Raw genomic sequence first — 24,166 nt, 5'->3', positions numbered from 1 at the left:
GGTCCGTGGCGCTTCACGCGGGGCAATGCCAGCCATCCCCGGCCGTCCACCCGCGCGCCGTCCGGGTGCGCGGGGGGCCCTTGTTGGGGTCAGGGGCGGCGGGACGCCACGGTGGGGGCCGTGGTCATCGCCTGGCTGAGCTGCCGGGCCGCGGACGAGAAGGTCCCCCGCGCGAGCTCCTGGCCGGAGGAGCCCAGCACCTGGGCGAACACGCGGTCGAACCCCTTCTCGAGCCCCATCGCCTTGTGGGGCTCCCCCTTGGAGTCCGCCACCATGTAGAGCGACGAGTCCAGCTCGGGCGGCGGCGCTTCACCCTTCTGCCGGTACAGGTCCTTCATGGCCTCGAGCGACTCGTCGCGGCTCTTGCGGATCTCCCCGCGCGCCATGCCCTTGAAGAGGCCCGGGACGTCGCGCAGGTCCACGTGGATGACGACGATGGGCTTCTTCTCCCGCACGCCGTAGACGAACTGGGAGGCGTTCTGGCGCAGCTCCTCCCGGGTGCCCTTGTTGGCATACAGCACCAGGGTGGGACGGCCCTGCCCGATGGGGACCTCCTTGCCGAACACGTCCTTGACGTCGACGTCAGCGGCGCTGGCCGGGAGGGCTCCCAGCAATCCGAGCAGGCAGGTCAGCAGGGCGGTCTTCTTCATGCAGTGGCTCCAGGAGAAGGTGAAGAAACGCATTGGGTCCACCAACAGCCCCATGTCCACCCTGAATCCCAACGGCTGAATTCAATCCGCCGCGGCGTGAGACGGTGAAGAGGGACCGACGTAGCGGGCCCTGGGCCGCAGCAGGTGGCCCTGCTCCCGCTGCTCCAGCACGTGGGCCACCCAGCCCGCCGAGCGCCCCACGGCGAACACCGCGGACGCGGCGCCCCTCGGCAGGCCCAGCGCCTCCGCCAGCATCACCAGCCCCACCTCCATCGATGGCGCGGGGTGTCCCGCGTCGCGCATCACCTCCACCAGCGCGGAGGCCACGCGCACCGTGCGCGCCCCCGGGCGGAGCTCCCGCGCGGCCTGGATGAGCGAGGGCGTGCGGGGATCTCCCTTCGGGTACAGCCGGTGGCCGAAGCCCGGCACGGCTTCACCGCGGTGGAGGTACGTGGCCACCACCTCCTTCGCGCGCTCCGGTCGGCCCACCTCCGCGAGGAGCGCCTCCACGCGGTCGCACGCGCCGCCGTGCTTCGGTCCGGAGAGCGCCGCCATCGCCGCGCCCACGCACGCGTACAGGTCCGCGCCGGACGACGCCGTCACCCGCGCGGCGAAGGTCGACACGTTCAGCTCGTGGTCCGCGCAGAGCACCAGCGCCTGGTTCAGCAGCGCGGGCGCGCGGGGGGACCGGGCACCCCACGCGCGCGCCAGCGAGCCCGCCAGCGTCCGCTCACGCGAGGCGAGCCCCACGCGCTCCGGCGACCGGGCGCCGCACACCCAGGCCGCCAGGTGCCGCAGCAGCCCCCGGGCCCGTGCGAGCTCCCGCTCCGGCGGCGCGGCGAAGCGCACGGGATCCCTCGCGCCCAGGAGCGCCACCAGCGTCGCCAGCACCTCCGCCGGGGGCGTGCTCCGGGGCAGCAGCGCCGTCAGCGCGGCGGGCGGGAAGGGCGCTCGCGGCGCGCGCCATACCGTGCCCGTGCGCTCCGGCAGCTCGCCGGACCACAGCAGCTCCGCCACGTCCTCGAAGGCGCGGCCCTGCGTCGCCAGCTCCACCGCGGAGTGGCGTCCGCGGTACGCCAGGCCCTTCGCCTCCACGCGCGACACGGCGGAGTCGATGACGGGCTCGCCCCAGCGCAGCGCGCCCGCCGCCACCGCCGCGTGGCCCGCTCTCGCGTCGTGGCGGACCTTCAGCCGCTCCAGGTCCGCGCGGGCATAGCGGTTCTCCTTCGTCCCCTGCACCGGCACGCACCGCACCAGCCCCCGGCTCACGTAGGTGTAGAGCGTCGCGCGCTTCACGCCGAGCAGCGCCGCCGCCTCGCGCGCCGACACCAGGGCCTCCTCCCGCTCAGGTTGATGGTCGAATCGAGATTGAGAGCGTCCACCCCGGCGTCTATCCATGCTCCACCCGCCTCCTGGAAGGAGAGTGTCGGCGCGGCACGGAGCCGCTGTCGACGTGTCTTTCCTCATGGACGCGTGGAGCCCCAGACACGGGAGGACATGCCATGCAGGTGGACTTTGGCCGCACGTCGGAGGACTACGCCCGGCACCGCGCCGGCTTCCCGGAGGCCTTCTTCGAGCGGCTCCTTCGCGAAGGCATCTTCCAGCCCGGACAGCGCGTCCTCGACCTGGGGGCGGGCACGGGCACGCTCGCGCGGGGGCTGGCGAGGCGAGGGGGCGTCGTCACGGCGCTCGACCTCTCGGAGTCCATGCTGGACTCGGCCCGGCGGCTCTCCGCCGAGGAGGGGCTGTCCATCGACTTCCGGGTGGCGCCCGCGGAGCGGACCGGCCTGCCCCCGGAGTCCTTCGGGCTCGTCACCGCGGGCACGTGCTGGCACTGGTTCGACCGCGCCGCCGCGGCCCGGGAGGCCTGGCGGGTGCTGGCGCCGGGAGGACGGCTGGTCATCGCGCACTTCGACTGGCTGCCTCTGCCGGGCAACATCGTGCAGGTGGTCCACACCCTCATCGACACCTTCAATCCCTCTCAGGTCGCGCCCTATGTCGAGTTCGGGCACGACGCCGGGGTCTATCCCCGCTGGTTCCAGGATGCCGCCACGGCGGGCTTCACCCGCCTGGAGTCCTTCACCTTCGACGCCGTCGTCCACTACTCCCGCGAGGCCTGGATGGGGCGGGTGCGCGCCAGCGCCAAGGTGGGGCCGGTGCTCTCTCCGGAGGAGGCCGCCCGCTTCGACGTCGCGCACGCGAGGCTGCTCGATGAGCGCTTCCCGGACGCGCCGTTCGCCGTGCCCCACCGCGTGTTCGCCCTGGTGGCCACGCGCTGAAAGACAGCGGGTGACAGAAGGGAAGCCCCCCGGTGTTCGAGCCCTCAGCACCCGCTTTGCTGGAGGCCAGAGACCATGGGCATCACACTGGACCGTCGCTCCCTCATCCAAGCCAGCCTGGGGCTGACCGGGGGGCTCGCGCTCCTCCGGGGCGCTCCCGCCGTGGCGAGCACCACGCCCTCCACGGCCGCCGTGGAGGAGCCCCGGCCCTGGTGGGAGCTGGGGCTGATGGCGGACCCCATCATGGAGAGCCAGCTCCTGCACTTCCTGGCCGCGACCTACAGCGCCCAGGCGGACATCGGCGAGGTGCTGGACACCGCGACCCGCATCGTCGCGGGGGATGACTGGAGCTGGCCCAATGAGTGGGTCCGCACCGCCGACCGCATCCGCGCCATGGGGGACGCGAGCCTGTCGCGCCGCCACGGCATCAGCGCGGGCAACGCCTACCTGCGCGCGGCCAACTACTACCGCGCCGCGCTCATCCACCACCCCGAGCCCACCCACCCGGGCGTGGTCGCCATCGGGCGCAAGGCGGTGGACGCCTACAACAAGGCGCTCCCGCTGCTGAAGATTCCGGGCACCCCCGTGCGCATCCCCTACGAGCGCACCACGCTGCCCGGCTACTTCTTCCGTGCCCCGAGCGTCCGGGGCGTCGCGCCGCTGCTCATCTTCCAGCAGGGCCGCGACGCGTGGCCGGAGGAGTCCAAGTACGTCATCGACGCGGCGCTCGCGCGGGGCTACCACTGCCTCATCGTGCACGCGCCCGGCCAGGGCATGGCCATCCGCGAGCAGGGGCTGCCCTTCCGCCATGACTGGGAGCAGGTCATCCGGCCGGTGGTGGACTTCGCGCTGTGCATCGCGGGCGTGGACTCGCGGCGCATCGCGCTCCTGGGGTGGAGCATGGGCGGCGCGCTGGTGCCGCGCGCGGCCGCGTTCGAGCGGCGCATCAAGCTCCTCATCCCCAACCCCGGCGTCCTCAACTGGGGCGACTCCTCCTTCGAGCAGTTCAACACCTACTTCCCGGAGCTGATGCCGCTCCTGGACAGCGACCCCCAGGCCTTCGACGCGGCCATGCTCCAGTTGATGGGGCAGGTGTTCCTCTACCGCTGGTACATGCGGGACGCGATGTTCAAGCACGGCGTGAGCACGCCGTCCGCGCTGCTCTTCGAGCTGCGCCGGTACAACAACGAGCCCATCGTCCACCGCATCCGCTGCCGCACGCTGGTGATGGACGGCACGGCCGAGGCCTTCTCGCAGGGGCAGGCCCGGCTGCTCTTCGACGCGCTGGAGTGCCCGAAGGACTACATGCTCTTCACCACCGAGGACACGGGGCTCCTGCACTGCCAGGAGGGCGCGCAGGCCGTGGCGAACCACCGGATGTTCGACTGGCTGGACGAGTACCTCTGAGGCTCAGTCCAGCACGCCGCTGGGCTCACCGGACAGCGCGAACTCCGCCTCTTCCAGGGTGGAGAACGCCCGGCCGTGACGCTTCAGGTAGGAGGTGAGGCGGCTGGCCAGCCCATCACCCATCATCACGGCGTCCCGCACGAGCGCGCCGTCGCGGGGCATGCGCGTCCAGTGCTGGAGCTCGCCGGCCACCAGCGCATAGGTGCCTCCGAGGAGCGCATCGTGATCGAGGATGTGTCTCACCGCCGCGGCCTCGCGCTGCTGGGCCTGCGTCTCCCGGGCCCGGCGCCGGCGCTCCGCCCCGCGAGGGGCGCGCCGCTTCATCGCGGGCCGCCGCCCAGCACGACGCGGAAGACGGCCTCCACCTGCTGCGCGTCCCCGTCCCGCTCCCGGGCCCAGGCGCGGCGCACGGCGAGCAGCGCCTCCGTGCGCGCGGGCTCGTCCCCGGAGGCCCGGGCGCGGCGCTGGCGGCGGACCAGCTCCTCGCGGCGGGCGAGCAGCTCCACCAGCTCCCGGTCGAGCGCGTCGAGGTGCTCGCGCGGCTCCTGAGGTGCCTGGGCTCCCGGCTCCAGGCCGGGCGCGGCGAGCCCCGGAGCCTCGGGCGCCTGCGCCGCGGCGGGGAGCGCCTCCAGGTCGCGGTGGATGTCCTGGAGCGCCGCGAGCAGCCGCCCCCGCGCCTGCGTGGCGAAGGGGTTCTCCTGCTGGATGGCGTTGAAGAGGTGGCCCGCGTCCGCGCGCACGGTCTCGATGGTGCGCGACAGCGCCTGGAAGCTGGCGGGCGCGAAGGGCACGTCCGCCGCCGCGCCCGAGTCCACCATGCCCTTGGCCACGAAGAACGTGAGCGCGTGCGTGCGCGCCATCACCTGGTCGTGGCCCTCCGGCGTCTGCTCGATCACCTCGCAGCCCAGCCCCTCGTAGAAGCGCCGGGCGCGCGGGGCCGCCTCCGGATGCAGCGGGTTGGGGCAGAGCACGACGCGCATGGGACGCTCCGCCATGGCCAGGCTCAAGGGGCCGAAGAGCGGATGCGTCCCCACCCAGGGCACCGCGGCGCCCAGCACCTCCGTCAGCGCCTCCACGGGCTTCACCTTCACGCTGCCCACGTCCAGCACCAGGTGCTCCGGCGTGAGGAAGGGCCGCAGCGAGCGCAGCACGTCCCGCAGCTGGGGCACCGGCACCGCCACCACCACCAGCTCCGCCCCCTCCAGCAGCTCTGGCATCGAGCACGCGCGCAGCGGCTCCGGGATGTCCGCCACCGGATCCAGGGCGCGCTGCTCCACGCCCACCGCCTCCAGCAGCGCTCCCAGCGCGCGTCCAAAACGTCCGTATCCCAAGAGGGCGACATGCGGCATGCGCCGGAGTCTACGCGGGCCGAGGGTGGATGGACGACCGCCGGGCCCCTCGTGGCGAGGGACCCGGCGGGGGATGACCCTCCACAGGCGGGAGGGCCGGGGACTACCGGCCGAGGAGCATCTGCTCCGTGAGGCAGGAGTCCGTCTTCTCCGGGACGACGAAGAAGGGCTGCTGGCGGCTCAGGCCCTGGGCGGTGCCCAGCCAGCCGTCGCCGATCTGCCCGGCGCCGTCGTACACCAGGGCCAGCCAGTCATGCTGCGACGCGGGGAAGATGTCCGTGCTGTCGCTGTCGCGGTTGAAGTTGTAGGCGAAGGACGCGGTCTGGATGGCGCCGTTGCCGTTGATGTCCAGGTTCGCGCTCGCGGTGCCGGCGCGCTGCGCGCCGTTGATGCGCACGCCGATGTGGGCCAGGTCCGCCTCCGTGGTGGGGGCGACGGGCGCGAAGGCGGAGACCTCGTTGACGGACGCCTCGTTGACGGAGGCGACGCGGACGCGCGAGTAGTCCAGCACGCTGTCCACGCCGTCGATGCGCAGGCCCACCGTCTGGTACTCGTAGTTCATCACGCTCAGGTAGTTGGGCTTGTAGTTGGCGTCGTCGTTGCCGCCGTGCCGCAGGCCGATGTTGTGCCCCAGCTCGTGCATGAGGGTGCCGGCCTGCTGGAGCTCCGTGCCGCCCGGCGTGGACCAGCCCCCCAGCGTCACGATGAGGTCATGCGCGGGGATGCCGCGCGACAGGCCGCTGGAGGTCGTCGTGCCGTAGGTGTTCGCGAACAGGGCGTAGTGGAAGAAGGGCGCCCGGCGCGACTTGAAGTACTTGGCCTTGATGGCGTCGACGCCCACCCAGCCCGTGTCCAGGTTGGAGATGGCGTCCGCGGCGGCGATCTGCGAGTCCAGCACCAGGTGCAGCGCGATGCCCGTGGTGCCGTTGGGGTTGGACACCGGCGCGTTGGCGAAGGCCGTCGTCACGCGGTCCAGCGCGCCCTGGGTGGGCTTGCGGTCCGCGTAGTAGTCCACCTCCACGAACACGTCCTTCTTGCGCGGATCCGCGCCCCAGTAGCGCAGGTCCACGCCGCCGTAGCCATACAGCTCCGCGTAGTCGCTGATGCGGTCGCCGTCCGTGTCGGAGTTGTTGGGGTTGGTGCCGTACTGGTTCTCGGCCGCGTCGCAGACGCCGTCGCCGTCCGTGTCCACGGCGTTGAGCGCGCACAGGTAGACAGGCTGCACGGCGGAGACCTGGTACTCGTTATCGCCCTGCGTCATCGTCGAGTACTTGGGCCGGTGGTAGACGGTGACGGAGCGGTAGCCCGCGCGGGAGTAGACGAGCCGCAGCGCCTCCTCGCCGGACGCCGGCATGATGATCTGGACGTCGTCCTCGCCGTTGTGGTTGCCGTACGCGTCGAAGACGAAGAGGCCGGACGAGTCCGTCGTCTGGGTCGGGAGGCCGGTGCCACACCCGCTGCCGGAGCAGGTGCCGGAGGCGACGTAGACCGTCACGCCCTCCACGGCGCTGCCCGTCGCCGAGTCGTAGATGAAGCCGTAGACACACCCATTCAAGCCGACGAGCGCCATGGACGCCGTCAGCAAGCTCTTGTGAAACGTGGACATACGTCCCCCTCGGATGGAATCAGGGGCTGGCTTCTGTGGCCAGCCGCCACATCTACGGCGCGCGGGGCGGATATTCTTTCGGAATTCATTTCCGGGGCCGGAGCGCGGCGGGGGCGGTCGGATTGACAAGGCCTCCCGGCTGTCTTACTCCTGTCTTGTGATGAGGCCCGTCTGCTTCCAGGTCCTGCCTGTCCTGAGCGCGTTCGCGCCGACGGCGGACGTGCGCCTCGACCCCCGTCACGAGGTCCTGCTCGATATTTGAGCAGGCGGACCGGAGTCCTCCGGCGCGCGCCGTGGCTGGTTGCCCGCGTGCCGTGAGCTCCGGCTCCGCCCGTCCCCTCTCCGGGAGGGCCTTCGTGTGTCCTCGCGCCTCTCCGTGGCGGCCTGACGTGCCGCTCCGGCCCCGGGTGCGCGTGCGCGCCTGAAGGCCGCCCCCGGCCCCTTCCTCACGTCCAACCAGCGCCTCAATCCAATACACCCGCGGGCCTCGCCGCCCGGACGGGAACGGGAGACTTCCATGCCTCGCACCACGCGCATCGAGCGGTATCGCAACATCGGCATCATGGCCCACATCGACGCGGGCAAGACGACGCTCACCGAGCGCGTCCTCTTCTTCACCGGCCGCATCCACGCCACGGGAGAGGTGCACGCGGGCTCCACGGAGATGGACTGGATGGAGCAGGAGAAGAAGCGCGGCATCACCATCACCTCCGCGGCGACGACGGCCTTCTGGCAGCCCCGGCACGGACGGGAGGCGGGTGTGCCCCACCGCATCAACATCCTGGACACGCCGGGCCACGTGGACTTCACCATCGAGGTGGAGCGCTCGCTGCGCGTGCTGGACGGCGCGGTGGCGGTCTTCGACGCCAGCCAGGGCGTGGAGCCGCAGTCGGAGACGGTGTGGCGCCAGGCGGACCGCTATGGGGTGCCGCGCATCGCGTTCATCAACAAGATGGACAAGGTGGGCGCGGACTTCGCCCTGAGCGTGCAGTCCCTGGTGGACCGGCTGGGCGTGCGCCCGGTGGCCGTGCAGTGGCCCGTGGGCGACGGCGCGGACTTCCAGGGGCTCGTGGACCTGGTGCGCATGCGGCTCGTGCGCTTCCTGGGCGACGACGGCCGCTTCGAGGACGACGCGCCAGTGCCGCCGGAGCTGCTGGAGGCGGTGAGGCCGTACCGCATGCGCCTCATCGAGGTCTGCGCGGACGTGGACGCGGCGGTGCTGGAGAAGTTCGTGGACGGGCGGGTGGAGGACATCACCGCGGAGGACCTGGAGCGCGCGCTGCGCGCGGGCACCCTCGCGCGGACGCTGGTGCCGGTGCTGTGCGGCTCGGCCTTCAAGAAGAAGGGGGTGCAGATGCTCCTGGATGCGGTCGTCAACTACCTGCCGTCGCCCGCGGACCTGGCCGCCGTGGAGGGCTGTGTGCCGGGCACCGGCGAGCGCGTCCGCCGTCCCGCGTCGGACTCGGGGCCGCCCACGGCGCTGGCGTTCAAGCTGATGAGCGACAGGGCCGTGGGGGGCATCGTGTTCCTGCGGGTGTACTCCGGCACGCTGTCCTCGGGCACCGTCCTCCTCAACCCCGCCACCGGCCGCAAGGAGCGGGTGGGGCGCCTGATGTTCATGCACGCCAACCGCCGCGAGGAGGTGGCGGAGGTGCACGCGGGCGACCTGTGCGCGGCGCTGGGGCTCAAGGGCGTGCGCACGGGCGACACGCTGTGCGACCCGGAGGCGCCGGTGGTGCTGGAGGCGCTGAACGTGATGGAGCCCGTGGTGCAGCTCGCCGTGGAGGCGCGCTCGCCCGCGGAGCTGCCGAAGCTGGAGGAGGGCCTGCAGCGGCTGGCGGCGGAGGACCCGTCGCTGCGCGTGGGCGTGGACGCGGAGAGCGGCCAGGTGCTGCTGTCCGGCATGGGGGAGCTGCACCTGGAGGTGGTCGTGGACCGGCTGAGGACGGAGTTCGGCGTCGAGGCGCGCGTGGGACAGCCGAAGGTGGCGTACCGCGACACGCTCCGGGGCTCGGTGCGCCAGGAGTACCGCCATGTCCGCCAGTCCGGCGGGCCCGGGCAGTACGCGCGCGTGGTGCTGGACGTGGGGCCGGCGCCGCGAGGGGCGGGGCTCGTCTTCGTGGACGCCACGAAGGGCGGTGCCATCCCCCGCGAGCTGGTGCCCGCGATTGAGAAGGGCGTGGCCGGGGCCATGGCGCGCGGCGTGCGCGAGGGCGTGCCGCTGGTGGACGTGGAGGTGCGGCTGGTGGATGGGGACACGCACGTGAAGGACAGCACGCCGCAGGCCTTCATGGTGGCGGGCTCGCTGGCGCTCCAGGAGGCCGCGCGGCGCGTGGGCGTGCAGGGGCTGGAGCCGGTGATGGAGGTGGAGGTGGTGACGCCGGAGGAGTTCCTGGGCGACGTGCTGGGAGACCTGGCGTCGCGGCGGGGACGGGTGCTGGGGATGGAGGCGAAGGGCCCGGCGCGGAGCGTGTCCGCGCGGGTGCCCATGGCGCGCCTGTTCGGCTACGTGACGGCGCTGCGCGGCCGCACGCAGGGACGCGCCCAGGCCAGCATGCGCCTGGGGACGTACGAGCCGGTGCCGGAGGCGGTCAGCACCCCCAGCGCCGAGGCGAGGGCGTGAGGTGACGGCCCCGGGCTCCCTCCAGGTGGGGGAGCCCGGGGCCGTGTCCGGTCGCTCCCCTGCCTGGAAGGGCGGGGGAGTGCCCTGAAGAAGAAAAGCGCGCCCGTGTGTCGATTTCCGGGGCGCTCATTCGGCGTGCATTTGATTGAGTTCGCGCCGTGACGATGTCCAAGGCTCAGGCCGCGGTGCACGCGGTGTGGAGAATCGAGGCGGCCCGGCTCATCGCCGGGCTTGCGCGCATGGTGCGCGACGTGGGGCTGGCGGAGGAGCTGGCGCAGGACGCGCTGGTGGTGGCGCTGGAGAAGTGGCCGGTGACGGGCGTGCCGGAGAACCCGGGCGCGTGGCTCATGGCCACCGCGAAGCGCCGCGCCATCGACGAGCTGCGCCGTCACAAGCTGCTCGCGCGCAAGCACGAGGAGCTGGGGCACGGGCTGGAGGAGGCGGAGGTGCCAGACCTGGACGCGGCGCTGGACGACGACGTCGGCGACGACCTGCTGCGCCTCATCTTCACCTCCTGCCACCCGGTGCTGTCCCCGGAGGCGCGGGTGGCGCTCACGCTGCGGCTGTTGGGCGGCCTGACGACGGAGGAGATCGCCCGCGCCTTCCTGGTGCCGGAGCCCACGGTGGCCCAGCGCATCGTCCGGGCCAAGCGCACGCTGGCGGAGAAGGGCGTCCCCTTCGAGGTCCCCCGGGGCGAGGAGCTGTCCGCGCGGCTCGCGTCGGTGCTGGAGGTCATCTACCTCATCTTCAACGAGGGCTACTCCGCCACCGCGGGCGATGACTGGATGCGGCCGGAGCTCTGCCAGGACGCGCTGCGCCTGGGCCGCATCCTCGCGGAGCTGGCGCCGGGCGAGCCGGAGGTGCACGGGCTGGTGGCGCTGATGGAGATCCAGGCGTCGCGGTCCCGGGCACGGGTGGGACCGTCCGGCGCGCCCGTGCTGCTGCTGGAGCAGAACCGCGCGCTGTGGGATCCGCTGCTCATCCGCCGGGGGCTCGCGGCGCTGGAGCGCTCGGAGAAGGCGGGGGCGCCGGGCCCGTACACGGTGCAGGCCGCCATCGCCGCCTGCCACGCGCGGGCGCGCACGCCGGAGGAGACGGACTGGCAGCGCATCGCGGCGCTCTACGCGGTGCTCGCGCGGCTCACGCCGTCGCCGGTGGTGGAGCTGAACCGCGCCGTCGCCGTGTCGATGGCGTCTGGCCCCGCGGCGGGGCTGGAGCTCGTGGAGCAGCTCGTGGCCGAGCCGTCGCTCAAGCACTACCACCTGCTGCCCGCCGTGCGCGGCGACCTGCTCCTGAAGCTGGGGCGCCTGAAGGAGGCCCAGGCGGAGTTCGAGCGGGCCGCGTCGCTCACGCGCAACGCGAAGGAGCAGGCCCTGCTGCGTGCGCGCGCCGCCGCGTGCGAGACCGAGCGGCCGTCGTAGCCCCGCTCGCTACGGGTCGTGGCAGGTGACGACGTTGGTGATGCCGGTGCCCTTCACCCGGTAGTCGTAGTTGTGCTTGCCGGAGCCGTGGGCGGACTCGACTTCGGGCTGGGCCCGGAGCCAGGCCGAGGAGCCACATGGTGGGGAGGGGCGGGCATCCGTGAAGCATGCCCGCCCTCCCGTGGGTCACACGCTCAGGGGCGCGGCGACAGCTCCAGGTTGTCGAAGTTCGTGTCCCAGCCGTTGGACGTCGTCACGGTGAAGACCGTGCAGGGCGACTGCCAGCTGGGCACCACGTGCGTCACCTGGCCCGCGGCCAGCGGGAAGGTGAGGGTGGGCAGGTCGATGCAGCTCAGGGTGAGCGTGGCGCCGCTGTCCCAGGTGAAGGCGTCCAGGCCCAGGACGCGCCGCTGACCGAAGATGGACAGGCTGGCCTGGGTGAGGCCACCGCCGTTGAACGAGATGCTCTTCGTGTCGAACCCGCCCCAGGGCGACGCGATGTACCAGCGGTCGAGGCCGAAGTGGATGGGGCCGTGCGGGCCGTTGAAGGTCTCGTCCTGACCGGGGAACGCGTCGAAGGTGACGAGGTTGGTGGACGGGCCCACCGGGATGGTCAGCGCGTGGGTGTTGTTGCCCGGCACGCTGTCCGTCTCCGAGGAGGAGACGGTGGCCTGGCTCGTGAACGTCCCCGCGCTGAAGGGGATGGCCTGCACCTGGATGGTGAAGCTCGCGCCCGGCGCCAGGGTGGGCGTGCCGCACTCCAGGTCGCTGACGAACGAGCAGTAACCGCCGCTGCCGGACGAGGGGGTCCCTGAATAGAAGAAGGAGCTCAGGCCGGCGGGGACCGGGACGTTGACCGTGACGTGGGTGGCGGTCGCCGTGCCCTGGTTCGTCACGGTGATGTCGTAGAAGAGCACGTCGCCGTTGGCGCCCGCGCCCTCCGGGAACGCCTGCTGCACGGTCAGGTCCACCGTCGACGGGCTCCCGGGCGCCGAGGGGGCGAAGGTCACGTCCACCCAGAAGTTGGTGTTGAGCCACGCCTCCGTGGGGAAGGCGCTGCCGTTGAGGTTGCGCACGCCGTTGCCACCGGCCTCCACGGTGGAGGGCGCGTGCAGCGGGGGCACGTCCACGCCCGCCGTGTTGAAGTAGTACGGGGTGATGGCGTAGCGCCCGCCCGTGGCGAAGTACGACACGACATAGGTCGTGTTCGCGGCCAGGCTCACCGGCGTGGGGAAGGACAGCTCGCGCCAGCCGAAGCCCGTCTCGGCGGGCGTCGTCTCCGTGGTGGCCAGCAGCGTGCCGGTGGCGCTCCACAGGTGGCCCACGTGCGGGCCGTTGTCGGTGCTGCCCTTGTAGTAGCGGACCTTCGTCACCGTGCCCGCCACGTCCGTGCGGAACTTCACGCCGACCTCCGCCGGGGTGGTGTCGGCGTTCTCGTACTGGGGGGCGCCCGTGACGGCGTCCCACAGGCTGCACGGGGCGCAGGCCGCGCTCGAGAGCGTGGTGGCGGTCACGGCCGGGGAGTCCACGCTCACGTTGCCGGCGGCGTCACGGCCGCGCACGGTGTACGTGTACGCGGTGGATGGAGCCAGGCCGGTGTCGCGGAAGCGCGTGGTGGTGCCGGGCAGCTCCGCGATGAGCTGGCCGCCCCGGTACACCAGGTGCCAGCGGGCGTTGCCCTGCGTCTCGCCACTGCCGTCCACGGACGCGTACCAGGTCAGATCGATGGCGGTGGGCGAGCTGGGCAGGGCGGTGACGTGGGTGGGCGCGCGCGGGGGCGTGGTGTCGTTGGGCTGGAAGGCCACGTCCACCCAGTAGTTGCTCGCGTTGTACGTGTCCGTGGGGACGCCGCTGGTGCCGTAGCGGTAGAGGCCATTGTTGGCCGCCTCGGCGTGCAGGGGCGGCGCGTCCAGCGCGGACGCGAAGCCGTTGCCCGTCACGGCGTAGCGCCCCGCGGGCGCGTGGTACGAGACGACGTAGCTCGTGTCGGCGGAGATGGTGACCGGCGAGGCGAAGCGCACCTCCTGCCAGCCGGAGGCCGTCTCGTCCTGGAACGTGGCGGTGGCCAGCAGGGAGCCGGACGCCGTCCACAGGCTGCCGGTGTGCGTGCCCGTGTTGCCGGCGCCCTTGTAGAAGCGCACGCCCATGATCCGCCCGGGCGCGTCGCTGCGGAAGCGCACGCCCAGCTCCACCGCGCCGCTGTCGTCCGCGGCCTCCACGGCCGGGAGCGCGGTGGTGCCCAGCAGCGAACGCTCACCGGCCAGCAGCGGCCGCGAGACCGACGCCGCCTCCGGCGACTGCGTCGTCGGCGGCTCAGCGGGGGCACAGCCCGTCTGCACACAGGCGAACCCCAGCATGAAGGTCGTCATCCATCGTGATGCATGTCGAAGCACGTCGGACTCCCTTGTCTGTGAAACCCGACGGTGGCTTCGCATGTTGTCAACATGGAATCCAAGTTTTTCATGGATGGCTGGCAATTCTCGCGTGGCTGACGGAAAAAGGTCGGGGCGCGCGAGACAATTCCGCCAGGAATTGAAACAGCGCCATCTGTGCGGGCGGGCATGGCTTCAGCGCAGCAGCGCGTCTTCACGCTTCGCGCGGGAACTTCCACTGTCGGACATCCTCCCGGAAGGGGGCCGCCCACGGGGGGTTGCGGGCCAGGGGGACGTGCCTAGCTTGGCCGCGTCCATGACGAACGTAATGCACCCAACGACGCCTCCGACGCGCGTGGCACATGTGATGTACGGCCTGGAGATGGGCGGCCTCGAGCAGCTGGTCGTCCGGCTGTCCCAACATGGCCGCGATCGGGGCATTGAATCCGTGGTGCTGGCCCTGGGGCCGGATGGTCCTGTGCGCGAGCTGCTCCAGCGCGCCAATGTCCCCACGGTCTGGTTGGGAGGCCTCGCCGGCATGACGCCCGCGGCCATCCGCCGGCTGGCCCAGGAGGTGGATGTCTTTGGCGCGGACGTGGTCCATGGCCACGACGTGGGGCCCTGGCTCAACGCCGTCGCCACCCGGACGCTGCGTCCGCGCACGCCCGTGATGGGCACCTTCCATCAGACGGTGGAACCGCGGGGCAAGTTGCGCCCCGCCGCCATGGCCGCCGCCATGTTCACCCAGTCCCTGGTCGCGTGTGGCAGCGAGGTGCGCTCCAGCCTGGAGCGCTGGAGCCCGAGGCTGCGCTCCAACGTCGTCACCATCGAGAACGGCGTGCCGCTGGAGGTGGCCAGCGGCGAGGAGGCCCGCCATGCCGCGCGTGAGCGCCTGGGCCTGCCGAAGGACGCCAGGGTGGTGGGCTACCTGGGCCGCCTCTCCGAGGAGAAGGGCCCGGACCTGCTGGTGGACGCCTTCCTGCGCCACTTCGCGGACGAGAAGGACACCCACCTGGTGATGATCGGCCCCGGCCCCATGGAGTCCTCGCTGCGGGCGCGCGCCGCCGCGTCGCCCTTGGCCGGGCGGATGCACTTCACGGGCGCGCTCCTGGAGGCGAGCAGGCTCCTGCCCGCGTTTGATGTCTACGTGCAGCCGTCGCGCCGCGAGGGCCGCTCGCTGTCGCTGCTGGAGGCGATGGCGGTGGGGCTGCCCACCGTGTCGCACGCCATCCCGGCCATCCGCGAGGTGCACCGCGAGGGGCAGACCGCGCTCCTGGTGCCGTCCGGGGATGTGGATGCGCTCGGGAGCGCGGTGAAGCGCCTGGTCCACGACGCGGAGCTGCGCTCCAAGCTGGGCGAGGCCGCGAAGCGCGAGGCGCAGCGCTACTCGCTCTCCACGATGGTGGACACCTACGCGAGGCTCTACCGGAGTGCCGCGGCTCGCGCCCAGGCGTGAGCGGGCACGGGAGAACCACGGTTGCCGCACTCCACCCTCCTCCATGTGCGCAGCACCTGCGGCCTGTATGGCGCGGAGCGGGCGTTGCTGTCGCTGGCCACGTCGACGCCGTCGCCCTGGCGGGCGCAGGTGTGCAGCCTCGTCGCGCCGGGGCGGGTGGACGTGCTGTCGGGCGCGGCCCGGGAGCAGGGGTTGGACGCGCTGACGCTGGAGGTCCCCGGCCGCTTCAGCGCGACGGCCGTGGCGACGCTCGCCTCGGAGATGAAGCGGCGCGGCGTGGGGCTCTTGCACGCGCATGACTACAAGTCACTCACGCTGGGCGCCGCCGCGAGCGCGCTCGCCGGGGTGCCGCTGGTGGCCACGTACCATGGTGACACCGGCGCCACGCCCGCGCTGATCGCCTACGAGGGGCTGGCGCGCGTGCTGGGCAACTGCACCCGCGCGGTGGCGGCGGTGTCGCGCGAGCTGACCGCGCGCCTGCGCCGGTATGTCCACCGCTCGCCGGTGGTCTACATCCCCAACGCGCTGCCGCTCGCGGAGGCGTGCACGGAGGCCGAGCGAGTCCAAGCCCGCGAGGCGCTGGGGCTCGCGCCGGACGGGGCCGTCATCACGCTGGTGGGGCGCCTGTCGGTGGAGAAGGGCCCCCAGGTGCTCCTGGACGCGATGCACCGGCTGGCCCGGACGCCTGGCGCCACGGTGCCCACGCTGCTGCTGGTGGGTGATGGCCCGCTGCGCGGGTCGCTGGAGGCGCAGGCGCGGGGACTGCCGGTGCGCTTCCTCGGGTTCCGCTCGGAGGTGCGCGGCGTGTACGCGGCGGCGGACGCGGTGGTGATGCCGTCCCTGCGGGAGGGCATGCCGCTGGTCGCGCTGGAGGCGATGGCGCTGGGGCGGCCGCTGGTGGCCGCTGGCGTCGGGGAGCTGCCCTACGTGCTGGGCACGGGGCGCGGCTTGGTGGTGCCGCCGGGGGACGCGGGCACGCTGGCCTCGGCGCTCGCGGCCCTGCTGGCGGCTCCCGGATGGCGCGCGCGGATGGCGCGGGAGGCGCGGGAGTACGTCGTGGCCCACCACGCGCCGGAGCGGATGGCGAATCGGTACATCGAGTCGCTCTACCTGCCCGCCCTCGTGGACTCGCGCGAAGCGCGCGCCGCGGCTGTCTAACCCAGCGAACGCGACTCCTGGGCGTCTGGTCTGTCGCTGAGGCCGATTTTGCGGCCCCGGGAGCCAACTGCCGATCCGGAAGCGTGAGCGAGCGTCTAGCGTCACCGGCGCATCGTCGTTCCAGGTACTCCCAGCAGGTCACGCTGCTCGACAAGGGGCCTGCGGTGGTGGTCCACCGCGCCCGGGCCGCGAGGCGCCGTGCCCGACGGTGGGCGTGCGGTGGTGGCCCACCGCGCCCGGGCCGCGAGGCTCAGGTTGCTTCCGCTCGGGGGCTCTGCTTCCCGTGGGCCGCGATGGCCGGCGCGTTCTGGTAGAGCTCGCCCAGCCCGGCCCCGATGCCGTCCCACGCGAAGGCCTCCGCCATGAGGCGGGCGTTCTGGGCGAGCTTGCTGCACAGGTCCGGATCATTGCGCAGCCGGCGCAGCGCGCCCGCGAACTCCTCCGCGGACTCCGCCAGGAGCACGTGCCGCCCCTCCACCACCGGCAACCCCTCCACCGCGAGGCGCGTGGCCACCACGGGCACGCCCGCCGCCGCGGCCTCCAGCACCTTCAGGCGCGTCCCGCTGCCCGCGCGCAGCGGAATGGCCGTCGCCAGCGCGCGCGCCAGGTACGGCGCCACCGAGGGAACCGAGCCCGTCACCACCAGCCGCTCGTTCTCCAGGGCGCGCACGGACGCCGGAGGGCTGCGGCCCACCACCATGAGCTTGCCGGCCGACAGCTCCGACGACACCAGCGGCCACACCTCGCGCGCCAGCCGCAGCACCGCGTCCTCGTTGGGCCACCAGTCCATGGAGCCCACGAAGACCAGGTCATCGCCCGTGCTCCCGCGCGGCGCGAAGTCCGGCAGCTTCACGCCGTTGGGCACCACGTGCACCCGCTTCGCCCCCATGGCGCGCAGCTGCTCGGCGTCCACGTCCGAGCAGGCCAGCACGGTGTCCGCCTGGCACACGCACTCGCGCTCCAGCCGCTCCACGCGGTTGAACTGCCAGCGCAGCAAGGGGCGCAGCGGCGCCGCGCTCAGCGGGGCCATCCGCGCGAGCAGCTGGCTCTCCACGTTGTGCTGGTCGATGACCATGTGCGCCGACGGGTTCAGCCTCCGCGCCAGCGGCAGCAGCTGCGCCATGTGCAGGTGGTCGAAGTGGAGGATGTCGAAGGGACCGCGCTCCGTCAGCACGCGCTGGAAGACATCCTGGAGCCCCTGGCGCGCGAAGCGAAGGTAGGTGAGCGGCGTGCCCCGCAGGAAGGCCCGGGCGCTGTGCAGCGTATCCTGGGGGGCCACGCGCGGCAGGTCCACCAGGTGCAGCCGCGAGGCCGGCACGCCCAGCTCTCCCAGCCAGCGCTTGAAGCCCTCGGCATCGTTGCCCGGCCGGTGCACCGCGAACACGTCGAGCGCGAAGCGCGAGGCAAGGGCACGCACCAGCTCGATCGTGCGCAGGGTGCCGCCCGTATCCGACGGCAGCGGAACGTAGGGAAGGATGGCGAGGACGCGTCGCACGGTGGGAAACCAGACCTGCTTCGGGAGACGGGTAGCGTCGGCCGCGTGCTCCCCTCCGCGACCACGGGGTTGGTAAGCATCTGCGCACAGGGGGCCCAGCGGTGCATGTCGCTTTCCTCTCAATGGACAACACATCGGCCTTTCGCGACGCAACGCAAGACGGCACCGCGTCTTCCGAGCGACAGCCGTTTTCCCAGGAGACTGGACGCGGAGGCGACAGCGGGAGGGGCTCGAAAAGGCGGGCCATTTCCGGCATGAGGACGCCGCACGGCACGACGACGGAGGAAGCCATGGGCCATGAACAGACGCAGGGTGCCGCGGCGCGCGAGCGCATCGCGCGGCTGCGGCAGGTGATGCGGGAGCGCGGCGTGGCGGCGGTCTGGGTGCCGACGAGCGACCCGCACCTGTCCACCTACCTGCCGGGCCGTTGGAAGGGGCGGGAGTGGGCGTCGGGCTTCACCGGCTCGCTGGCCACGCTGGTGGTGACGGCGGACGACGCGGGCCTCTGGGTGGACAGCCGCTACTGGGAGCAGGCGGACGCCCAGCTGAAGGGCAGCGGCATCACGACGGTGCGGACGACGAACGCGCCCGGACAGTCCCCGCTGGACTGGCTGGCCGCGAACATCCCACAGGGGCAGACGGTGGCGGTGGACGGGGCGGTGCTGGGCCTGGGGCAGGCCCGCGCGGCGGCGGCGCAGCTGTCGGCGGTGGGGGTGGTGCTGCGCACGGACCTGGACGTGGTGGCGGAGGCGTGGACGGACCGGCCGCCCCTGCCCGCCGCGCCGGTGTACGCGCACGCGCTGTCGCCCGTGTCTCGCGCCGACAAGCTGCGGGCCGTGCGCGCGGAGCTGGGCGTGCTGGGCGCCACGCATCACTTCATCTCCACGCTGGACGATGTCGCGTGGTTGACCAACCTGCGCGGCTCGGACGTGGACCACATCCCGGTGTTCCTCGCGCACCTGCTGGTGGAGCCCGGAGGGGTCCGGCTGTTCATTGGTGAGGGCAAGGTGCCGGACGCGCTGCGCGCGGAGCTGGAGGCGGACGGCATCACCCTCCACCCCTACGACGAGGCGGCCCGCGCGCTGGCGGCGCTGCCAGAGGGAACGCGGCTGCTGGTGGACCCCCGGCGCATCACCCACGGGCTGCGCCAGGCGGTGGGCAGGGGCGTCACCGTGGTGGAGGGGCTCAACCCCTCCACCGTGGCCAAGTCGCGCAAGACGGACGCGGAGCTGGCGCACTTCCGGAATGCCATGGAGCAGGACGGCGCCGCGCTGTGCGCGTTCTTCGCCTGGTTCGAGTCCGCCCTGGGCCGCGAGCCCATCACCGAGCTGACCGTGGACGAGCGCCTCTCCGCGGAGCGCGCGCGGCGTCCGGGCTTCGTGTCGCTCAGCTTCTCCACCATCGCCGCGTTCAACGCGAACGCCGCCATGCCGCACTACCGCGCGACGCAGGCCTCGCACGCGACGGTGTGCCTGCCGGGGCAGGCGCCGCGGGGCCTGCTGCTCATCGACTCCGGCGGCCAGTACACGTCCGGCACCACGGACATCACCCGGGTGGTGCCCGTGGGCGAGCCCACGCCCGAGCAGCGGCGCGACTTCACCCTGGTGCTGCGCGGGATGATCAACCTGTCCCGTGCCCGCTTCCCCCGGGGGACCCGCTCCCCGAACCTGGACGCGCTCGCCAGGGCGCCGCTCTGGGCGGAGGGGCTGGACTACGGCCACGGCACGGGCCACGGCGTGGGCTTCTTCCTCAACGTCCACGAGGGGCCGCACGGCCTCTCCCAGACGATGCCCAATGACGTCACCACGGCGCTGGAGCCGGGGATGATCACCTCCAACGAGCCCGGCCTCTACCGGCCCGGCCGCTGGGGCATCCGCATCGAGAACCTCCTCGCCGCGGTGCCGGACCGGAAGACGGAGTTCGGCGACTTCCTGCGCTTCGAGACGCTGAGCCTCTGCCCCATCGACACGCGGCTGGTGGACCCGGCCCTGCTGTCCCGGGAGGAGCAGGACTGGCTCAATGCCTATCACGCCACCGTGCGCGAGCGGCTCCAACCCCACGTCCAGGGCGCGGCGCGCGACTGGCTGCTCCAGCGCACCCAGCCGCTCCGAGAGGCCTTGCTCGCGAGCTGACAAAGGCAGGCGGGGCGATGGAGCGGGCACCCAGCGCGTCCTGGGACGTCGGCCGGCCCGGTGGACAATGTCCGCCGGCGGGGAATGGCCAGGCTCCCGGACATGGGATGGATTGAGGCCCATGTCCCCGTCCCCGCCGTCGCGCCGCTGGATGCTGACCGCCTTCCTCGTCTGGCTCCCCGGCCTCGTGCATGTCTTCCCGCTGCTGGGGGCCTACCTGCTGATGTTCAACAAGGCCTACGCCCTGGCGCTGTTCGTCGGCTTCGCCCTCACCGGGCTGGCCCTGGGCCTCATCCAGGGCCTCACGCGCGGCCCCAGGGCGCTGTGGCTCACCCCGGCGTCCTTCGTCGCGGGGTGGGCGCCGCTGCCCCTGCTCATGGCCTGGAACGCCCCCTTCAACGTCGCGTGGACGCTGACCCTGTTCACCTCCGCCGGATGCGTGGGCCTGGGCCAGTGGATGCTCCGCTCCGAAGCCAGGGCCTGAGTCGCCCTGGAGGGCATGACGCGGCAGGACGGGAGCCGGTCGCATCGTGGAGATGCCATTGCGTCCGAGAGGTCATTCCGCGTCATCCGGGGCCCGCACAATCCATGTAACCCGCAAAGCGACACCACCGTATCGAGCCCATCGCCTCGGGATTCACGGATTGCGGAGAGTCAGGCAACATTCGCCGCCAAATGTAGAGAATCCCGGGGACTTTCTCGACCCTCGAAAAGGTAGGAGTTCTGCCCATGACCACCCCTGTTGATGGTTCCGCTGCCGCCGCCGCGCGTGCCGCCGCCGAAGCCGCCGCGCGCGCCGCCGCCGAAGCCGCTGCCCGTGCCGCCGCGAAGGCCGCCGCCGAGGCCGCCGCGAAGGCCGCCGCGAAGCAGCAGCAGCAACAGCAGACGAAGCAGCCCGCGGTGAAGCTCTTCAACAATGACGGGTTCTCGTCGGGCGGCGCGCAGAACCGCAACGGGGTGAACCGGCTGACGGGCGAGACGACCCAGCCGTTCGCCACGCCGCTCTCCACCGGCGGCGGCCACGCGCGTCCCATCAACGGCGCGGTCCCGGCGCGGGCCAACGCCGACGGCGCGGCCCCGGCGGGCGAGCCGAAGCCGCCCCACGCGGAGGCGCTGCCGGACAAGCCGGAGGACCTGCCCAAGCTCTTCCCGGAGCTGAAGGACAAGAACAAGGAGGACCTGAAGAAGGCCTACGACTCGCTCAACAAGCTGGGCACCGGCTCCTTCTCCGAGAAGGCCACCGCCCTGGGCGAGCTGGCCTCGCAGTTCCCGGAGACCGTCCCCAACGCCCTGGAGCGCATGGGCATCAAGGACGACAAGCTGGCGAAGCTGGCCACCAACTCCGACGCGCTCACCTCGCTGGGCAAGCTGACGGACCCCAAGGCGAGCAACGTCGACAAGGCGCAGGCCGCCCTCACCCTGGCGAAGGCCGCTGGCGACACGTTCGCGCCGGAGGACCTGAAGGGCGTGCTGGACACGGCGCTCAAGGGCCTGCCCGCGGCGGAGAAGCTGGTGGGCGCCATTGGCAAGTGGGCGGACCCCAACGCCTCCGCCACCGACAAGGCCACCGCCACGCTGGAGCTGGGCAAGGCGCTCAAGGACTTCGCCGGGGACAAGTTCCCCGCGCTCGCCAATGACCTGCGCAAGCTGGACGGGTCGCTGCGCGCCGCGGGCGCCGCCATCACCCTGGCGGACCCCAACGCCTCCACGCAGGACAAGGCGCTGGCCGCCGCGCAGCTCCTGGCGGAGGTGCCCGACCTCAAGAAGGACCTCAAGGCCTTCGCGGACGTCCTCAAGAACGCGGGCGTGAAGAACGCGGCGGACGTGGCCCAGCAGGGCTCGCAGCTGGCCAACGTGAAGGTGAAGGGGTTGGATCCGCAGCTGGCGTCCAAGCTCACGCCGGATCAGCTGAAGAAGCTGGAGGCCGCCGCCACCAAGCTGGGCGGTCCGGAGTCGATGGAGGCCGCGCTCAAGGGCATCACCGACCCCAAGGCCCTGGACAACCTGGTGGGCCAGCTGACCAAGGCGGACGCCGCGGCCGGCAAGCGGCTGGTGAGCGCCCTGGGCGGCATGGAGCACAAGGTCCTCAACGAGGTCCTGTCGGATCCGAAGACCACGGAGCAGTTCGCGAAGCTCGCGGGCAAGCTGGACGACGACGCGGCCAAGGTCGTCTCCAAGCTCGTCACGGAGATGGACTCCGGCGCGCTCAAGTCGCTGCTCAAGCTCACGGACGGCCTGGGCGCGGACGTGCTCAACACCACCGTGAAGGGCCTGGGCCCGCTCCTGGACAAGGCCGGCAGCAAGCTGGTGGGCCAGGGCCTGAAGGTGATGGACAAGGTGCTGGGCAAGATCGGCGTGGAGATCACCGCCGACGTGGCCGGCAAGGTCTTCAAGAACCTGGCGAAGGTCGTCCCGGTGGCGGGCGCGCTGCCCAACGCCATCGACGCGGTGAAGTACGAGAAGGAATCTCTGGAGCTGCACGGCAAGAACAACGACCTGGGCTACTTCGCGCACACCGCCGCGGCGCTGAACACCGCGGACGGCGCCCTGGGCATCGCGCTGGACCTGACCGGCGTGGGCGTGGCCGTGGACGTGGGCGCCAGCGTGCTCCTGGGCGCCGCCGAGCTGGCGATGGACATCGGCTTCAGCCAGGAGAAGGCCAAGTACGAGGCCGACCCCGAGGGCTACAAGGCCCCGGACTGGATGAAGGCCGTCAACCTGGCGGGCGCCGCGGCGCAGGGCCCCGCGGGCCTGGCGCACATGGCCGCGTACTACGGGCCGGAAGGCGCCGCGCAGCTCATCCAGTGGGGCGTGGAGAAGGGCGCCAAGGGGGCCGTGAAGGCCGCCGAGTTCGTGGGCGTGTCCCAGGCGGAGCTGGCCGGCGAGGGCCTCAAGGGCGCCGCGAAGGTCATCCACAAGCTGGCGGACGTGGTGCGCAACCCGTCCAAGTACGGCGAGGCCGCGGTGAAGGCGGCCACGGAGGCCTTCAACACCGCCATCGAGAAGGGCGGCGAGCTGGCCAAGGAGGCCAGGCAGGTCCTCGACAACGTCATCGACGGCGCGAAGCAGCTGGGCGAGAAGGGCCTGGAGACGCTCAAGTACATCGCCCAGAACCCGGGCGAGGCCGCGAAGAAGGCGCTCGAGGGCATCAAGAGCGTGGTGGACTCCGGCCTGGACCTGGCCACGGACGCCGGCAAGGCGCTCTACAAGAAGGCCGTCTCCACGCTCAATGACCTCAAGGCCGGCTACGACAAGCTCACCGGCGCCGCGAAGGAGAAGGCCAAGGAGCTCATCGACGGGGCGACGACGCTCGTCTCCAACACGGTGAACAAGGCCAAGGAGCTGGGCGAGAAGGGCCTGGAGCTCCTGGCCTGGACGGCCCAGAACCCGGGCGAGGCCGCGGCCAAGGCGAAGGAGGCCATCGGCGACGCCCTGGCCAAGGGCGGCGAGCTGGCGAAGAAGGCCTGGGAGTCCGTGAAGGACCTGGGCGCCAAGGGCGCCGAGCTGGCGGAGGGCCTGGTGAAGGGCCTGGCCAACGCGGGCGAGAAGGCCGTGGAGACGCTCAAGTACATCGCCCAGAACCCCGGCGAGGCCCTCACCAAGGCCGGCGAGTGGGTGGGCAGCACGCTGTCGAGCATGGCCCGCAAGGGCGGCGAGCTGGCCACCAAGGCGGCCGGCGCCATCAAGGACTTCGTCGACAACCGCGTGTCGTGGGCCAAGGACTTCGCCCGCGACCTGCTCAAGGACGGCGTGGAGTCCTTCGTGAACGTCGCCAAGGCCTGGAAGGACAACCTCTCCGAGGGCGGCAAGGAGCTGCTCGTCGCCGTGGCGGACCTGGGCGACGCGGGCGTGGACGCGCTCAAGGACCTGGCCGGCGCGGGCGGCCAGCTGGCGGAGGCCGCCGTCGGCCACCTGGGCGACCTGGCGAAGAAGGGCGTGGACGCCGCCAAGGACGCGCTCGGGACCCTGGCAGACCTGGGGGGCGAGGTGGGCGAGCTCGCCGGCGATGTGGCCGGCAAGGTGAAGGACTTCTTCGACAACCTCGACGTGCCGGGCGTGCCCTTCATCTAATCCGTCGCGTCACAGGCCTGTAGCGCAGAGCGGGGTCTGTTCCTTCACGGGAACAGGCCCCGTTCGCATTTGTGGTGTGTGGTTGGAAATTTTCACCGATTTGGCGATCGGGTGGTGTGAAGTCAGACAGACCCAGGGTGTCAGCGT

16 protein-coding genes are annotated in these 24,166 nt (G+C 72.1%); 9 read left to right on the top strand and 7 right to left on the bottom strand.

Annotated elements, in window-relative coordinates:
* Positions 1–89 precede the first annotated feature (89 nt).
* Together U8525_RS24845 and U8525_RS24840 are read right to left on the bottom strand one after the other, a co-directional pair.
* Positions 90–650, bottom strand: coding sequence for a hypothetical protein (locus tag U8525_RS24845; RefSeq protein WP_374268795.1), 561 nt, complete (start codon positions 648–650; stop codon positions 90–92).
* A gap of 81 nt (positions 651–731) precedes the next feature.
* Positions 732–2,048, bottom strand: a complete 1,317-nt coding sequence (locus U8525_RS24840; RefSeq protein WP_374268794.1) for a citrate synthase family protein — start codon at positions 2,046–2,048, stop codon at positions 732–734.
* A gap of 104 nt (positions 2,049–2,152) precedes the next feature.
* Here U8525_RS24840 and U8525_RS24835 point away from each other — a divergent pair, with 104 nt between their 5' ends.
* Positions 2,153–2,929 carry a class I SAM-dependent methyltransferase gene (locus U8525_RS24835; protein WP_374268793.1) on the top strand — a complete coding sequence of 259 codons (777 nt, stop codon included), beginning with the start codon at positions 2,153–2,155 and terminating at the stop codon, positions 2,927–2,929.
* Between the two features lie 75 nt (positions 2,930–3,004).
* On the top strand, positions 3,005–4,336 hold the full coding sequence (locus U8525_RS24830; RefSeq protein ID WP_374268792.1) for an alpha/beta hydrolase family protein: 1,332 nt from the start codon (positions 3,005–3,007) through the stop codon (positions 4,334–4,336).
* A gap of 3 nt (positions 4,337–4,339) precedes the next feature.
* On the opposite strand, the gene U8525_RS24825 is transcribed toward U8525_RS24830, so the two are convergent.
* From U8525_RS24825 to U8525_RS24815, 3 genes are all read right to left on the bottom strand, one after another.
* Positions 4,340–4,660, bottom strand: coding sequence for a hypothetical protein (locus tag U8525_RS24825; protein WP_374268791.1), 321 nt, complete (start codon positions 4,658–4,660; stop codon positions 4,340–4,342).
* Positions 4,657–5,685, bottom strand: a complete 1,029-nt coding sequence (locus U8525_RS24820; RefSeq protein ID WP_374268790.1) for a prephenate dehydrogenase/arogenate dehydrogenase family protein — start codon at positions 5,683–5,685, stop codon at positions 4,657–4,659. The genes U8525_RS24825 and U8525_RS24820 overlap by 4 nt, the downstream gene beginning before the upstream one ends.
* A 103-nt stretch (positions 5,686–5,788) precedes the next feature.
* Positions 5,789–7,291, bottom strand: coding sequence for a hypothetical protein (locus U8525_RS24815; protein ID WP_374268789.1), 1,503 nt, complete (start codon positions 7,289–7,291; stop codon positions 5,789–5,791).
* A 517-nt stretch (positions 7,292–7,808) separates the two neighbouring features.
* Here U8525_RS24815 and fusA point away from each other — a divergent pair.
* Complete coding sequence (gene fusA, locus U8525_RS24810) at positions 7,809–9,914, top strand: elongation factor G (protein ID WP_374268788.1); 2,106 nt, start codon at positions 7,809–7,811, stop codon at positions 9,912–9,914.
* A gap of 164 nt (positions 9,915–10,078) precedes the next feature.
* Positions 10,079–11,335: an RNA polymerase sigma factor gene (locus U8525_RS24805; protein ID WP_374268806.1), complete on the top strand. Its 1,257-nt coding sequence runs from the start codon at positions 10,079–10,081 to the stop codon at positions 11,333–11,335.
* 194 nt (positions 11,336–11,529) lie between these two features.
* Here U8525_RS24805 and U8525_RS24800 read toward each other — a convergent pair whose 3' ends face one another.
* Complete coding sequence (locus U8525_RS24800) at positions 11,530–13,704, bottom strand: DUF4082 domain-containing protein (protein ID WP_374268787.1); 2,175 nt, start codon at positions 13,702–13,704, stop codon at positions 11,530–11,532.
* A gap of 358 nt (positions 13,705–14,062) precedes the next feature.
* On the opposite strand from U8525_RS24800, the gene U8525_RS24795 reads away from it, so the two are divergent.
* Both U8525_RS24795 and U8525_RS24790 read left to right on the top strand, forming a co-directional pair.
* A complete protein-coding gene (locus U8525_RS24795; RefSeq protein ID WP_374268786.1) occupies positions 14,063–15,163 on the top strand; it encodes a glycosyltransferase family 4 protein in 1,101 nt (366 codons plus the stop codon).
* A 21-nt stretch (positions 15,164–15,184) separates the two neighbouring features.
* On the top strand, positions 15,185–16,321 hold the full coding sequence (locus U8525_RS24790) for a glycosyltransferase family 4 protein (protein ID WP_374268785.1): 1,137 nt from the start codon (positions 15,185–15,187) through the stop codon (positions 16,319–16,321).
* A 250-nt stretch (positions 16,322–16,571) separates the two neighbouring features.
* Here the strand turns inward: U8525_RS24790 and U8525_RS24785 are convergent, their stop codons facing one another.
* On the bottom strand, positions 16,572–17,816 hold the full coding sequence (locus U8525_RS24785) for a glycosyltransferase family 4 protein (RefSeq protein WP_374268784.1): 1,245 nt from the start codon (positions 17,814–17,816) through the stop codon (positions 16,572–16,574).
* Between the two features lie 254 nt (positions 17,817–18,070).
* On the opposite strand from U8525_RS24785, the gene U8525_RS24780 reads away from it, so the two are divergent.
* From U8525_RS24780 to U8525_RS24770, 3 genes are all read left to right on the top strand, one after another.
* The gene (locus tag U8525_RS24780) at positions 18,071–19,948 is read left to right on the top strand and encodes an aminopeptidase P family protein (protein ID WP_374268783.1); all 1,878 of its coding nucleotides are present in this window, start codon (positions 18,071–18,073) and stop codon (positions 19,946–19,948) included.
* A gap of 121 nt (positions 19,949–20,069) precedes the next feature.
* Positions 20,070–20,432 (top strand): hypothetical protein, encoded by a 363-nt coding sequence (locus U8525_RS24775; RefSeq protein WP_374268782.1) that lies wholly within the window; start codon positions 20,070–20,072, stop codon positions 20,430–20,432.
* A 245-nt stretch (positions 20,433–20,677) separates the two neighbouring features.
* A complete protein-coding gene (locus tag U8525_RS24770; protein WP_374268781.1) occupies positions 20,678–24,019 on the top strand; it encodes a Dauer Up-regulated in 3,342 nt (1,113 codons plus the stop codon).
* Positions 24,020–24,166 lie beyond the last annotated feature (147 nt).

Origin of the sequence: Corallococcus sp. RDP092CA, assembly GCF_041903675.1 — a bacterium.
GTDB lineage: Bacteria > Myxococcota > Myxococcia > Myxococcales > Myxococcaceae > Corallococcus.
Note: the sequence above shows the minus strand (reverse complement) of the source record. Positions and strands in the feature narration are given on the sequence as shown.

Excerpts from the sequence above, each read along its gene's own strand:
- U8525_RS24845 (WP_374268795.1), bottom strand. The coding sequence starts at position 650 with ATGAAGAAGACCGCCCTGCTGACCTGCCTGCTCGGATTGCTGGGAGCC.
- U8525_RS24840 (WP_374268794.1), bottom strand. The coding sequence starts at position 2,048 with ATGGATAGACGCCGGGGTGGACGCTCTCAATCTCGATTCGACCATCAA.
- U8525_RS24835 (WP_374268793.1), top strand. The coding sequence starts at position 2,153 with ATGCAGGTGGACTTTGGCCGCACGTCGGAGGACTACGCCCGGCACCGC.
- U8525_RS24830 (WP_374268792.1), top strand. The coding sequence starts at position 3,005 with ATGGGCATCACACTGGACCGTCGCTCCCTCATCCAAGCCAGCCTGGGG.
- U8525_RS24825 (WP_374268791.1), bottom strand. The coding sequence starts at position 4,660 with ATGAAGCGGCGCGCCCCTCGCGGGGCGGAGCGCCGGCGCCGGGCCCGG.
- U8525_RS24820 (WP_374268790.1), bottom strand. The coding sequence starts at position 5,685 with ATGCCGCATGTCGCCCTCTTGGGATACGGACGTTTTGGACGCGCGCTG.
- U8525_RS24815 (WP_374268789.1), bottom strand. The coding sequence starts at position 7,291 with ATGTCCACGTTTCACAAGAGCTTGCTGACGGCGTCCATGGCGCTCGTC.
- fusA (WP_374268788.1), top strand. The coding sequence starts at position 7,809 with ATGCCTCGCACCACGCGCATCGAGCGGTATCGCAACATCGGCATCATG.
- U8525_RS24805 (WP_374268806.1), top strand. The coding sequence starts at position 10,079 with ATGTCCAAGGCTCAGGCCGCGGTGCACGCGGTGTGGAGAATCGAGGCG.
- U8525_RS24800 (WP_374268787.1), bottom strand. The coding sequence starts at position 13,704 with ATGACGACCTTCATGCTGGGGTTCGCCTGTGTGCAGACGGGCTGTGCC.
- U8525_RS24780 (WP_374268783.1), top strand. The coding sequence starts at position 18,071 with ATGAGGACGCCGCACGGCACGACGACGGAGGAAGCCATGGGCCATGAA.
- U8525_RS24775 (WP_374268782.1), top strand. The coding sequence starts at position 20,070 with ATGTCCCCGTCCCCGCCGTCGCGCCGCTGGATGCTGACCGCCTTCCTC.
- U8525_RS24770 (WP_374268781.1), top strand. The coding sequence starts at position 20,678 with ATGACCACCCCTGTTGATGGTTCCGCTGCCGCCGCCGCGCGTGCCGCC.